Origin of the sequence: Streptomyces sp. RK9 (assembly GCF_045070545.1) — a bacterium.
Taxonomy (GTDB): domain Bacteria; phylum Actinomycetota; class Actinomycetes; order Streptomycetales; family Streptomycetaceae; genus Streptomyces; species Streptomyces alboflavus.
The window spans coordinates 1,042,046-1,054,535 of sequence record NZ_CP173703.1; the positions used below are offsets into that span (position 1 = coordinate 1,042,046).

General features: G+C 73.0%; 9 protein-coding genes. 5 read left to right on the plus strand and 4 right to left on the minus strand.

Features of this window, described 5'->3' with window-relative positions; translation table 11 throughout:
• Window positions 1–78: 78 nt before the first annotated feature.
• Window positions 79–3,378: a bifunctional lysylphosphatidylglycerol synthetase/lysine--tRNA ligase LysX gene (gene lysX, locus AB6L24_RS04520; RefSeq protein ID WP_405652340.1), complete on the minus strand. Its 3,300-nt coding sequence runs from the start codon at window positions 3,376–3,378 to the stop codon at window positions 79–81.
• Window positions 3,379–3,662: 284 nt separating this feature from the next.
• Here lysX and AB6L24_RS04525 point away from each other — a divergent pair, with 284 nt between their 5' ends.
• The 3 genes from AB6L24_RS04525 to AB6L24_RS04535 all read left to right on the plus strand — a co-directional run bounded on the left by AB6L24_RS04525 (window position 3,663) and on the right by AB6L24_RS04535 (window position 6,400).
• The gene (locus tag AB6L24_RS04525) at window positions 3,663–4,133 is read left to right on the plus strand and encodes a universal stress protein (RefSeq protein WP_405652342.1); all 471 of its coding nucleotides are present in this window, start codon (window positions 3,663–3,665) and stop codon (window positions 4,131–4,133) included.
• A gap of 167 nt (window positions 4,134–4,300) precedes the next feature.
• Window positions 4,301–5,746, plus strand: coding sequence for an amino acid permease (locus AB6L24_RS04530; RefSeq protein WP_405652344.1), 1,446 nt, complete (start codon window positions 4,301–4,303; stop codon window positions 5,744–5,746).
• Window positions 5,747–5,782: 36 nt separating this feature from the next.
• Entirely contained in the window at window positions 5,783–6,400 is a 618-nt protein-coding gene (locus AB6L24_RS04535) for a dihydrofolate reductase family protein (protein ID WP_405652346.1), read from the plus strand.
• On the opposite strand, the gene AB6L24_RS04540 is transcribed toward AB6L24_RS04535, so the two are convergent.
• Window positions 6,351–7,628, minus strand: coding sequence for a CapA family protein (locus AB6L24_RS04540; protein WP_405652348.1), 1,278 nt, complete (start codon window positions 7,626–7,628; stop codon window positions 6,351–6,353). The genes AB6L24_RS04535 and AB6L24_RS04540 overlap by 50 nt on opposite strands.
• A 291-nt stretch (window positions 7,629–7,919) precedes the next feature.
• Here AB6L24_RS04540 and AB6L24_RS04545 point away from each other — a divergent pair, with 291 nt between their 5' ends.
• Complete coding sequence (locus tag AB6L24_RS04545; protein ID WP_405652350.1) at window positions 7,920–8,435, plus strand: hypothetical protein; 516 nt, start codon at window positions 7,920–7,922, stop codon at window positions 8,433–8,435.
• 89 nt (window positions 8,436–8,524) lie between these two features.
• The gene (locus AB6L24_RS04550) at window positions 8,525–9,199 is read left to right on the plus strand and encodes a zf-HC2 domain-containing protein (RefSeq protein ID WP_405652352.1); all 675 of its coding nucleotides are present in this window, start codon (window positions 8,525–8,527) and stop codon (window positions 9,197–9,199) included.
• Window positions 9,200–9,425: 226 nt separating this feature from the next.
• Here the strand turns inward: AB6L24_RS04550 and AB6L24_RS04555 are convergent, their stop codons facing one another.
• A complete protein-coding gene (locus AB6L24_RS04555; RefSeq protein WP_405652354.1) occupies window positions 9,426–10,286 on the minus strand; it encodes an Fpg/Nei family DNA glycosylase in 861 nt (286 codons plus the stop codon).
• 7 nt (window positions 10,287–10,293) lie between these two features.
• Window positions 10,294–12,417 carry a SpoIIE family protein phosphatase gene (locus AB6L24_RS04560; protein WP_405652356.1) on the minus strand — a complete coding sequence of 708 codons (2,124 nt, stop codon included), beginning with the start codon at window positions 12,415–12,417 and terminating at the stop codon, window positions 10,294–10,296.
• Between the last annotated feature and the right edge of the window lie 73 nt (window positions 12,418–12,490).

The following is a 12,490-nucleotide window of genomic DNA, read 5'->3' on the forward strand; positions in this document are numbered from 1 at the left end:
CTCCGCCGCGCGGGCGCGACCAGCCGCAGCGGACCATCGGACAACCGACGATCCGGTGCGGCCATCACAGCGAAGCGTTCAGCGGCGGCGGACCAGCGGGAACGGCAGCGTCTCGCGGATGGTGAGGCCGGTGAGGAACATGACGAGCCGGTCGACGCCGATGCCGAGGCCGCCGGTGGGCGGCATGGCGTACTCCAGGGCGTCGAGGAAGTCCTCGTCCAGCTCCATGGCCTCGGGGTCTCCCCCGGCGGCGAGCAGCGACTGCGCGGTGAGGCGGCGGCGCTGTTCGACGGGGTCGGTCAACTCCGAGTAGGCGGTGCCCAGTTCGGTGCCGAAGGCGACGAGGTCCCAGCGTTCGGCGAGGCGCGGGTCGGCACGGTGCTGGCGGGTGAGCGGGGAGACGTCGGTGGGGAAGTCCTTGTAGAAGGTGGGCAGCGTCGTCCGCTCCTCGACGAGGCGTTCGTACATCTCCAGGACGATGTCGCCGCGGCCGTCGTCGATCGTGTACGGGACGTGGGCGCGGTCGCAGAGCCGGTGCAGGGCGGGCAGCTCCGTGTCCGCGTCGACCTCGTCGCCCAGCGCCTCGGAGATCGCGCCGTACACGGTCTTGACCGGCCAGGCCCCGGAGATGTCGTACTCGGTGACGGCGCCGTCGGCGTCGGCCTTGCGGGCGATCGGGGTGCCGAAGGCGGCGGTCGCGGCGCCCTGGATGAGTTCGCGGGTCAGGTCGAGCATGACGTCGTAGTCGGCGAAGGCCTGGTAGGCCTCCAGCATCGTGAACTCGGGGTTGTGCTTGTAGGAGATGCCTTCGTTGCGGAAGGTGCGGCCCATCTCGAAGACCTTCTCCATGCCGCCGACGCAGAGCCGCTTCAGGTACAGCTCGGGGGCGATGCGCAAGTACAGGTCGAGGTCGTAGGCGTTGATGTGGGTGGTGAAGGGGCGGGCGTTGGCGCCGCCGTGGATCTGCTGGAGCATCGGCGTCTCGACCTCCAGGTAGCCGCGGTCGAGCAGGCCCTGGCGCAGGGCCTGGACGGCGGTGGAGCGGGCGCGCACGGCGTCGCGGGCGGCGGGGCTCGCGACCAGGTCGAGATAGCGGCGGCGGACCTTGGCCTCGGGGTCGGCGAGGCCGCGGCGCTTGTCGGGCAGCGGGCGCAGGCACTTGCCGGTGAGCTGCCAGGAGGTGACGAAGACGGTCAGCTCGCCCCGCTCGCTGCGGCCGACCTCGCCGCTCGCGGTGATGTGGTCGCCGATGTCGGTGCCCGTGGTGAACGTGTCGAGGACGTCCGATCCCGAACGGTCGCGGGTGAAAGCGAGTTGAAGGTCGCCGGACCAGTCGCGGAGGACGGCGAAGACGACGCCGCCGAAGTCGCGTACGAGCATGACACGGCCCGCGACCGTGACTTGACTGCCCGTCATATCAGCGTGAATGGAGGCGAGTTCATGGGTGCGGGGTGCGATGCCGACCGGGTAGGGGTCGATGCCGTCGGCGCGCAGCCGGTCGAGTTTGCGGTGCCGGATGCGGATCTGCTCGGGCAGGGACTCCACGGGGTCGCGGGCGGCGCCGGCGGCGGCACCGAGGCCGAGCGCGGTGATGGACGGCAGGCCCTCGGTGGTGGCGGGCTTGGTGACGCCGCGCGGCTCGGTGTGGCCCTTGCCCCAGAGCGTGCGCAGCGACGGCACGGAGACGAAGCCCTCGGCGATGCCGGAGGCGAGGCTGATGCGGGCGAGGGAGCCGGTGTCGCCGTAGCAGATGAAGCGCGGGTACCACTCGGGGTGGTACTTGGCGTTGGAGCGGTACAGGGCCTCCAGCTGCCACCACTTGGAGAAGAACAGCAGCAGTCGGCGCCACAGCCGAAGGACCGGGCCCGCGCCGATGCGGGCGCCCTCCTCGAAGACCGAGCGGAACACGGCGAAGTTCAGCGAGATCCGCTTGACCCCGAACTTCGGTGCCACCGCGCAGAGTTCGGCGACCATGAACTCCATGACGCCGTTGGGCGCGCTGCGGTCGCGGCGCATCAGGTCCAGGGAGATGCCGTCGCGGCCCCAGGGCACGAGCGAGAGCAGCGCGAGCAGGCGCCCGTCGGCGTCCAGGGCCTCGACGAGCAGGCAGTCGCCGTCCTCGGGGTCGCCGAGCCGGTCCAGGGCCATGGAGAAGCCGCGCTCGGTCTCGGTGTCCCGCCAGGCGTCCGCCCTGTCGATGATCTCCTCCATCTCCTCGTCGGTGAGGGTGGAGTGGCGGCGGACGCGGGCGGTGGCGCCGCTGCGGCGGACCCGGTTGACGGCCTGCCGCGTGACGCGCATGTCGCGGCCGTCCAGGTCGAAGTCGGACACGTGCAGGATCGCCTCGTCGCCGAGTTGCAGGGCGCCGAGCCCGGCGCGGGCGAAGGCCTTCGCGCCCTCCTCGGAGGCGCCCATCACGGCCGGCGCCCAGGCGTAGCGCCGGGCCACGTCCAGCCAGGCGCCGATCGCGCGCGGCCAGGCCTCGCGGTCGCCGACGGGATCGCCGCTGGCCAGGCAGACGCCCGCCTCGACGCGGTAGGTCACGGCCGCCTTGCCGCTGGGCGAGAAGACGACGGCCTTGTCGCGGCGCGTCGCGAAGTAGCCGAGGGAGTCCTGGTCGCCGTAGGCGCCGAGCAGGGCGCGGATGCGGGGCTCCTCGTCGCCGTGCAGCGCCGCCTCCATGCGCTGGGAGCGGAACAGCGTCATCGCGGCGTTCAGGAGCGCGAGCGCGCCGAACAGGCCGAGGAAGAAGAACAGCGGGCGCGGCGGCGCGCCGTCGAAGTAGTCGTGGCCGTGGATGAGGCCGCCGAAGACCCGGTTCGCCGCCCACAGCAGCCGCTCGCCGCGCGGCAGCGTCCCCGGGAACAGCTCGACCAGCCCCCAGCCGAGCAGCACCGCCACGCCGAGCCCGGCGGCGAGCACGCCCACGGCCCGGCGCACGGCCCCGCGCCGGGAGTCGGCGTAGAACTCGCCGCGCGCCCGGACCAGGAACACCAGCGCGACGCCGCACACCACCAGGGACGGCACCGACTCGGCCCAGTAGCCGAGGGCGATGCCGAGCACGTCGAAGGCGAGCAGCAGGCCCAGGTAGATGACGACGAGCCACCACGCGACCTTCTTGCGGGCCGCGATGGCGGCGGCGAGCAGGAAGAGGAAGACGGCGTACGCGAGGTTCGCGCTGACGGGGACGGTGATCAGGTCGAGGAAGCGGATCACCGGCCGCAGCAGGTGGCGCAGGGGCGCGAGGATCGCGAGGACCGCGCAGAAGAGGCCCAGGGCGCCGAAGAAGAGAGCGAAGCCCTCTGGGACCCTGGCCAGGGTGCGGCGTCGCTCCGCCGCGCGGGGGGCTGCGCCCGGCTCGGCCGCGGACTCACTCATGCACCCGACTCTAGGAACCCTGGGCCGTGCCCGCCCGTCGGCCGCCCGCTCGGGGTCGACGTGCGACCCCGTAAGGGGCGCGGGGAACTGCGCGACCAGCCCGAGAAGAGCCGCAGACGCGTCTGCGTGGTCACTCGGCAGACGCGTCTGCGGCATGTCGCGCGCCGAGCGCGCAGTTCCCCGCGCCCCTTACGGGCCCCCGCACCCCGGGCCCGTGCCCGTGACGGGGCAGCCCCCGAGGCCCCCAGGACCCTGACCCCAGGGACCTGGGCTAGCCTCGGAGGGTGACGGAAGACGCTCCTGCGCAGGGCCATCAGTTCGAACGCGGCACCGACGGGCCGAAGGTGATCGTCGTCGGGGTCGACGGCTCGGACTCCTCGCTGCGCGCAGCGGCATATGCCGGAGGCCTGGCGCGGCGGCAGCGGGCGCTGCTCGCGGTGGTGTACGTCCAGCCGGTCCTCGCAGCGGGCGCAGCCCTGGGCGCGCCCGTCGCGGACACCACCGAGGCGATCGCGGAGAACCTGATCGCCGAGATCCGCGAGGCGACGGAGCGCGTGAAGGGGATATTCGACGTGCGCTGGGAGTTCCACACCTTCCGCGGCGACCCCTACAACGGCCTGGTCTCCGCCTCCGACGAGCTCAAGGCGGACGCCGTCGTGGTCGGCGCGTCCGAGCAGGCGGGACACCGCATCGTCGGCTCGGTCGCGGTGCGCCTGGTGAAGGCGGGGCGCTGGCCGGTCACCGTGGTGCCGTAGCGCTCCCCCCGGGACACCTCGCGAGGCCGTCGTAGGCCGACCGGGCGAACCTCGTCCCCGGCGCGCGCCCGGGCGCGCGCCGGGTGCGTGGCGTCTTCCCCGCCTCCGGCCGCTGGGCCATCATGATCGGCCATCAGCCGACCGCCGCCAGCGAAGAGGTGAGGCTCATGGCCGGACTACGAGCGGGGCAGGGCGTCCTGCGCCGCAAACCCATCGAGGCGATCGAGGACACCGGGACGGGCGGTGCGGGCTCGCAGCTCACCCGCACCCTCGGCCTGTGGCAGCTCACCGCGATCGGCGTGGGCGGCATCATCGGGGCGGGGATCTTCACGCTCGCGGGCACTGTCGCCAACGAGAAGGCGGGCCCCGCGGTCCTCATCTCGTTCCTGATCGCGGGCGTGGCGAGCGCCGCGGCCGCGTTCTCCTACGCGGAGTTCGCGGGGCTCATCCCGAAGGCGGGCTCGGCGTACACCTACGGGTACGCCGTCCTCGGCGAGCTGGTCGGGTGGTTCATCGGCTGGGACCTGATCCTGGAGTACACGGCGATCGTCGCGGTGGTCGCGATCGGCATCTCCGGCTACTTCAACTTCCTGCTCGGCGAGATGGGCGCGGAGCTGCCCGCCTGGATGCTGGGCGCGCCCGGCACCGGCGACGGCCACAAGGTCGACCTGTTCGCCGCCGTCCTGTGCCTGTTCATCGCGTACATGCTCACTCTCGGCATCAAGAACGCGGCACGCTTCGAGATGGTCGTCGTCGTCCTGAAGGTCCTCGTCGTCCTGCTCGTCATCGGCGTCGGCTTCTTCCACATCGAGACGGGCAACTACTCGCCGTTCTTCCCGTTCGGCGTCAGCGGCGCCTTCACGGGCGCGGCCACCGTGTTCTTCGCGGTGTTCGGCTACGACGCGATGAGCACGGCCGCCGAGGAGTCCAAGGACGCGCAGCGCCACATGCCGAAGGCGATCCTGTACTCGCTCGCCGTCTCGATGGTCCTGTACGTCCTCGCCTGCCTGGTCCTCACCGGCATGCAGGACTACAAGGACATCGACCCGGAGAGCGGCTTCTCCTCCGCGTTCAAGGCGGCGGGCCTCGGCGGGCTCGCGGACGTCATCGCCGTCGGCGCGATCATCGGCATCCTCACCGTGATGTTCACGTTCATGCTGGGCTGCACGCGCGTGTGGTTCTCGATGAGCCGCGACGGGCTGCTGCCGAAGTGGTTCGCGAAGACCAGCGAGACCCGGCACGTGCCGACCCGCGTCACCTGGATCGTGGGCGTCGCGTCCGCCGCCATCGCCGGGTTCCTGCCGATCGGCGAGGCCGCCGAGCTGACCAACATCGGCATCCTGCTGGCGTTCGTCGTGGTCTGCGTCGCGGTGATCGTGCTGCGCTACAAGCAGCCCGACCTGCCGCGCACGTTCCGCTGCCCCGGCATGCCGGTGGTGCCCGCGATCGGCGTCGTCTTCTCGATCTGGCTCATCACGTTCCTGGAGTGGCAGACCTGGGCCCGCTTCGCCGTGTGGTTCGCGCTCGGCCTGGTGGTGTACTTCGCGTACTCCTACCGCAAGTCGGAGCTCGCGCGGGCGGAGCGGGGCGCGACGGAGAAGAATGCGCCGTAGCCGCACGGCCGGACCCGTCGCCGAGGAGGACTTGCGATGCGCAGCGTGACCTATTCGATGGGCGTCTCGCTCGACGGCTACATCGTCGGGCCGGACGGCGGCTTCGAGTGGACGGAGCCCGACCCGGAGGTCTTCCGCTTCTGGATCGACGAGATCCGCGGGGTCGACGTCCACCTGCTGGGGCGCCGGCTTTACGAGACGATGCTGTACTGGGAGACCGCCGACCAGGACCCCGCGCTCGACGACGCGGGGCGCGAGTGGGCCGCCCTGTGGAATCCGCTGCCCAAGGTGGTGTTCTCCACCACGCTGTCGGCGGTGCGGGGCCAGGCCGTGCTCGCTTCCGGCAGCGTGGCGGAGGAAATCGAGCGACTGCGGGCCGAGCCGGGCGACGGCGAGATCGCGATCGGCGGCGCCACCCTCGCCGCCGAGGCCGCGGCTGCGGATCTGATCGACGAGTACCGGACCATGGTGCACCCGGTACTCGTCGGCGGCGGCATCCCGTACTTCCCCCGGCACGAGCGCCGGGTGGACCTGGAGCTCGTCGAGACCCGCACCTTCGGCTCACAGGTGCTCTATCTGCGCCACCGCGTGCGCCGCCAGCGCCTCAACGGCCCATCACCAGGCCGTCCTTGGCGGCCCCCCGGCTCAGGGTGATCCGGCGGATGCGGTCGCGGACGTCGCCGACGTCCGCGCCGCGGGCGAGGGCCGCGTTGAGGTTGACGACGCGGCCCGCGGCCGTGTCGAACCAGAACGGCACGAACTCGGCCTTCCGCACCTGCCAGCGCTCCCCGGGGCGTTCGGGGGCGGCGAAGGTGAAGCGGCCCGCGGTGCCCTGGTTGCCGCGTGGGTCCTGGGCGCCCGCGTGGTTGATCATGTCGCCCGCGATCTGGTCGCCCATGCCGTAGACGATCCAGGTCCCGTTGACCTTCTCGTAGGCCTGCGGGACGTGTGCGTGGGTGCCGATGATCAGGTCGACGTCCGGCCGCCCCGCGGTGCGCGCGGACGTCAACTGCCTGCCGAGGCTCAGCTGTTGGCGATCAGGAGCGTCCTGCCACTCGCTGCCCCAGTGCAGCGAGACGACCACCACGTCCGCGCCCGCCTTCCGGGCGGCGCGGGCGTCGGCCAGGATCCGGTCCCGGTCGATGAGGTTGACCGACCAGGGCTTGCCCTTGGGCAGCGGGATGCCGTTCGTGCCGTACGTGTACGCCAGTTGGGCGACCTTCGCGGCGCCCGCGCGCAGCCAGGCCGGGGAGCGGCCCTCGGTGGCGGTGCGGCCGGAGCCCGCGTGCTTGACGCCCGCACGGTCGAGGGCGGCCAGGGTGCGGTGGATGCCGGCCGCGCCGTCGTCGAGGGTGTGGTTGGACGCGGTGGAGCAGGAGTCGTAGCCGGTGGCCCTCAGCGCGGTGGCCACCTGCGGCGGCGACTTGAAGGAGGGGTAGCCCGTGTAGTCGCCGTTCGCGCCGTACACCGTCTCCATGTGACAGATCGCCAGATCCGCCTTGGCGACCACGGACCGCGCGCCCGCGAGCATCGGCGTGAAGTCGTAGCCCTCGCCGCCCGCGTCGGCGTTCGCCTTTCGGATGATCGAGGCGTGCGGCAGGACGTCCCCGGAGGCGACCAGGGTGAAGGTCCGCGCGTCCCCCGCGCCACCGCCCGCGGCGGACGGCGCGGGCGCCGGGTGCCGGGCCACGGGGGCCCGCCGCTGCTCCTTGTCGCCCCCGGCGGACGGCTGCTCGGCGGCGCAGGCCGCGGTGGCGCCGAGGAGGGCCGCCGTGAGGACGGCCAGCGCCTGGCGGGTGCGGCGGTTGTGCCGGGTGCTGCGGCCGCGTCGGTTGCTGAGCGTGAGGTGGCCGGGCCGGGCGGGGCGTGTGGGCTGTGTCATCGACCGGACTTCCGTATGGGGAGTTTTTCGGTAAAAACGATCCACATACGAATACAAGGGTGAGTCAAGGAGCAATGCCGTGCAATTCACCGAAACGGACTTAAACCCAGAGTGATGTGACCCGAAGAACACAGCCGCCCTCACCTGCGGCGAAACCGCACCCAAGGTCAAGGATCCGTAAAGCGCCTTGCTCAGCACCCCCGTTGGGTAATCGGCTGTCCTCATCCGTGTTCCGGGTCGGGGGGCCAGAAGCCGGTGACGCGTACACGGAGCACAGGAAGGCGGAGCGTGATGCTGCACGAGAGCACGGACGGCACCCAGGGCCCCGGCGGCGACGAGCTGACGGTCCCGATGGCCTGGCTGTACGCCGAGTACATCGCGGACGAGTTGCTGCGCACCGGCGACCTGATGCCGCCCACGTCCTTCGAGTACCGGGCCGGCCGTGACGCGCTCGCGCTCACCATCTTCCTGTCGGACACCCGCGGCGAGCTGTCCTGCATCCGCGTGGTCTCGCAGCTCGACACCTGGCTCTCCCTGACGGCGCACGACGAGCCCTGGCAGGAGTGGGTCCGCGAGCGCATGGACGGCGTCACCGCCGACGCGATGGCGGCGCGCGGCCCCGCTCCCGACCTCGTGCTCGCCGAGGCGGCGTGGCGCTGGCTGGAGGAGACGGAACTCCTCGCGCCGGACCTGGACGCGGTGCCCGGCGGCGGTTCGGTCGTCGGCGAGGACGACGGGCCCAAGGTGTGGACCCCCGCGTGGCGGCTCGGCCTGCCGCTCGGGCATCTGGCCATCCAGCTCTTCTGACCCGGCACTCGATCTCGTGTGCCCTTGAGTGATTCGCCGGCCGATTGCGTACGGGAGGGCGAGAAGCACCCTCACCGACAAGGAACGCCATGAGGTCCCTGGAGCGGCATCGTGACGCCGGCGCCTACGCGCTCGGCGTCCTGGACAAGGCGGACGCCTTCCGCTTCGAGGACCACCTCACGGAGTGCGTCCACTGCCGGGAGCGGGTGTCCGAACTCGCCGTGCCCGCACGGCTGCTCAAGGCCCACGGCAGGTCCCTCACGCACGTCTTCGACCCGGCCGCGGCCCCCGGACCCCGACTGCTCGACCGCCTCGTCGACGAGACCGGGCGCCTGCGCAGGGCCCGCCGCCGGCGGTGGCTCGGCGCCGTCGCCGCGGGCGTGGTCCTCGCCGTCGTCGGGCCCGCGGCCGCGGTCCTGAGCGCGGGCGGCGACGACGGGACGGTACGGGTCGCGGCGCACGACGGGCGCAGCGGGATGGCGGCCGTGCTCACCGCGCGGGAGCGGGCGTGGGGCACGGAGGTCGGGATCCAGGTGCGGGACGGGGGCGCGGGCCGCCGGGTGTGCGAGCTGGTCGCCGTCGGGGACGACGGGTCCCGGGAGGTCGTGACGACGTGGCGGGCGCCCGGTCCCGCGGAGCCCGGGCGGACGGCGGAGCGGGAGTGGGAGACGCGCGGCGGCACCGCGCTGCCGCGGGAGCGGATCGACCGGTTCGAGGTCCGCGACGAGGGCGGGGAGCGGCTGCTCACGCTGCGGCCGCGATAGGTCCGGGCAACCCCGGCACAGGGGAGCGGGGTTGCCCGCTCGCGCACCGGCGGCGGACGGCGCGGCCGGTGCGGCGGGCCCCGAAGGGTGCTGTTCGGCACCGGTACGCAGGGCGCCGGGCTGCCTGTCGGCGGGCTGCGTGTCGCACGGGCTGCCTGTCGGCGGGCTGCGTCTCGGAGATCATCTCGTCGGGCGCGCCGCGTCTCCGAGTCCGCCTGTCCGCGGGCTACTTGAGGAGTCGCGACATGCGGCGGTCCGCCAGCGGCTTGCCGCCGGTCTGGCAGGTGGGGCAGTACTGGAGGGCGGAGTCCGCGAAGGAGACCTCGCGGATCGTGTCGCCGCAGACGGGGCACGGCTGCCCGGCCCGTCCGTGCACGCGCAGGCCGGACTTCTTCTCGGACTTCAATCGCGCCGCGGCGAGCCCGTGCGAGCGCGTCACGGCCTCGTCCAGCGTCGCCCGCAAGGCCTCGTACAGCCGTCGCGTCTCCTCCTCGGAGAGGCTGCCCGCGAGCTTGTACGGCGACATGCGGGCGGCGTGCAGGATCTCGTCGCTGTAGGCGTTGCCGATGCCCGCGATCAGGCTCTGGTCGCGCAACGCGCCCTTGATGCGGCGCCGTTCACCGTCGAGGAGCCCCGCGAACCGCTCCAGGGTGAAGTCCGCCGCCAGCGGGTCGGGGCCGAGGCGGGCGATGCCGGGCAGCGCGGCCGGGTCGTCCGTGACGTAGACGGCGAGGCGCTTTTGCGTGCCGGCCTCGGTGAGGTCGAAGCCCGCGCCGGTCGCGAGCGCCACACGCAGCGCCAGGGGGCCCTTGCCGGGCCGCGGGGCGCCGCTCGGCAGCGGGTCCTTCCACTGGAGCCAGCCCGCGCGGGCGAGATGCGTGACGAGCCACAGCCCGCCCGCGTCGACGGCGAGGAACTTGCCGTGGCGGGCGACGCCCGTCACCTCGCGCCCTTCGAGCGCGGTCACCGGCGGGTCGTACGTCTTCAGGACGCTGATGGCCACCGGCAGCACCCGCACGATCTCACGCCCGGTCAGCTCCTCGGCGAGGAAGTCCCGCAGGGCCTCGACCTCCGGCAGTTCCGGCACGACCGCCTCACCCCTCACCCGTACCGTCGCGCGTGGGCACGATGAACTCGCACCACACGCACTTCCCGACACCTCGCGAGTCCACACCCCACACGTCCGCGAGCCGGTCCACGAGCAGCAGCCCGCGCCCGGACACCCCGTCGTCGGAGGCCGCCCGCAGCCGCGGCAGCGCGCTGGAGGAGTCCTCGACGTCGACGCGGAGCCGCCGGTCGGCGCCGGACACCACCCGCAGGGTGACGATCGCGGTGCCCTCGGTGTGCATGAGGGCATTGGTGATCAGCTCGTCGGCGGCCAGCTCGATCTCGTCGGCACGGTCCCGCGCGCCCCACGCGCGCACGGCGGCCCGGATCATGTGCCGTGCCTCCGCGAGGGCCTCCGGGTCGTTCGGCGCGACGTGCTGCTGGAGCCGGCCACCGGAGCGCGGCGCGTCCATCACGCGGCGCCGCAGCAGGAGCAGCGCGGCGTCGTCGTCGCCCCGCCCGTCGTCCACCCGGCCGCACAGCAGGTCGGCCAGGTCCTCCAGGTCGCGCGGGCCGACGGAGACCATCTCGGCGAGGGCCTGGGTGCCGTCGTCGAGGTCGGCGCCGGGCTCCTCGACGAGGCCGTCGGTGTAGAGCAGCAGCATCTGGTCGGGGTCGAGTTCGAGGGTGGTGACGGGGTAGTCGAGGCGCCCGAACTCGGCGGAGAGGCCGAGCGGCAGACCGCCCTCGACCGGCACCCGGCGGCAGGTGCCGTCGGTGAGGCGGAGGAGCGGGTCGATGTGCCCGGCGCGCACGAGCTGCACCACGCCGGTGCTGAGGTCGGTCTCCGCGTACAGGCAGGTGGCGAAGCGCTCGGTGTCGAGTTCGTGCAGGAAGCCGGAGGCACGGGCCATCACGGTGGCGGGCGTGTGGCCCTCGGCGGCGTACGCGCGCAGCACGATGCGCAGTTGGCCCATGACGGCGGCGGCGTGCGTGTCGTGGCCCTGGACGTCGCCGATGACGGCGCCGACGCGGCCGCCGGGCAGCGGGATGACGTCGTACCAGTCGCCGCCGATGTCCCGGCCGACCGCCGCGCTGCGGTAGCGCACCGCGATGTCGGCGCCGGGCACGCCGGGGATGGAGCGGGGCAGCATCGCCTGCTGGAGGCCCTGGGCGAGGTCCTTCTCCTGCTCGTAGAACATGGCCCGCTGCAGGCTCTGCGCGATGCTGCTGCCGAGGGCCACCAGGACGGTGCGCTCCTCCTGCGTGAAGCCGGTGCGGTCCTGGTAGAGCAGGCCGAGCACGCCGAGCGGCTTGGCCTGGGCGATCAGCGGCAGATAGGCGGCCGAGGCGATCCCGAGGTGCTCGATGTGCGGCCACAGCAGCGGGTAGGAGGCGGCGAACTCCTCCGGCGTCTCGATGTAGCGCGGCGAGAGCGTGCGCACGGCCTCGCTCATGGGGTACGCCTCGTCGACGCGGGTGAGGCGGGTGCCGGGCACATAGCCCTCCGGCGGGCCCTCCGCGACGAGCCGGATCCGGCCGGCCTCGACCAGGCCCATCACCAGGTGCGAGGCGCCGAGGTGCGCGAGGCCCTGGGCGTCGCTGAGGACGTCGATGACGTCGGCGACGGTCCTGGCGTGGGCGAGCGCAGCCGTGGTGCCCTGGACGACGCTGGTGCGGCGGCGCCGGTCCGCCTCCGCCTCCACGCGCTCGCGGTGCGCGGTGCTGTCGCTCAGCTCCCGGGTGGCGTCGCGCAGGATGCCCACGATGCGCTGAGGGCGCTCGGAGCCGTCGCGCAGGACGTGGCCCTGGGTGTGCCGCCAGTGCAGGCTGCCGTCGCGCAGGCGCACCCGGAAGTACGCGCCGTAGCCGCAGTCGCCGCTCTTGAGGGCCTGCGACACCTGGACGTCCAGGCGGTGCGCCTCCCCCGGCGGCACCCGCACGGCGAGGCTCTGCGGCCGGTTGTCGAACTCGTCGCGCCGCAGGTCGAAGAGGGCGAGCCCCTCGTCGTCCAGCAGGAGCTCACCGCTCCTGAGGTCCCACTCGAAGCTGCCCATCCCGAGCCCGGCGCCGTAGGTGTCGAGAAAGCAGGCGGCACCGGCGGCAGGGGATGCGGAGCCGCCGCCGCAGCGCCGCATCGCTGCCTCGACACCTCCCGTGCCCGCGTCCATGGGCCAACGCTAGGCCGACCCTCGGACGGCCGCATGTGGACGGCCGCCGACCTGCGGCGCGTCCCGCGCGCGG

Excerpts from the sequence above, each read along its gene's own strand:
- lysX (WP_405652340.1), bottom strand. The coding sequence starts at position 3,378 with ATGAGTGAGTCCGCGGCCGAGCCGGGCGCAGCCCCCCGCGCGGCGGAG.
- AB6L24_RS04530 (WP_405652344.1), top strand. The coding sequence starts at position 4,301 with ATGGCCGGACTACGAGCGGGGCAGGGCGTCCTGCGCCGCAAACCCATC.
- AB6L24_RS04535 (WP_405652346.1), top strand. The coding sequence starts at position 5,783 with ATGCGCAGCGTGACCTATTCGATGGGCGTCTCGCTCGACGGCTACATC.
- AB6L24_RS04540 (WP_405652348.1), bottom strand. The coding sequence starts at position 7,628 with ATGACACAGCCCACACGCCCCGCCCGGCCCGGCCACCTCACGCTCAGC.
- AB6L24_RS04545 (WP_405652350.1), top strand. The coding sequence starts at position 7,920 with ATGCTGCACGAGAGCACGGACGGCACCCAGGGCCCCGGCGGCGACGAG.
- AB6L24_RS04550 (WP_405652352.1), top strand. The coding sequence starts at position 8,525 with ATGAGGTCCCTGGAGCGGCATCGTGACGCCGGCGCCTACGCGCTCGGC.
- AB6L24_RS04560 (WP_405652356.1), bottom strand. The coding sequence starts at position 12,417 with ATGGACGCGGGCACGGGAGGTGTCGAGGCAGCGATGCGGCGCTGCGGC.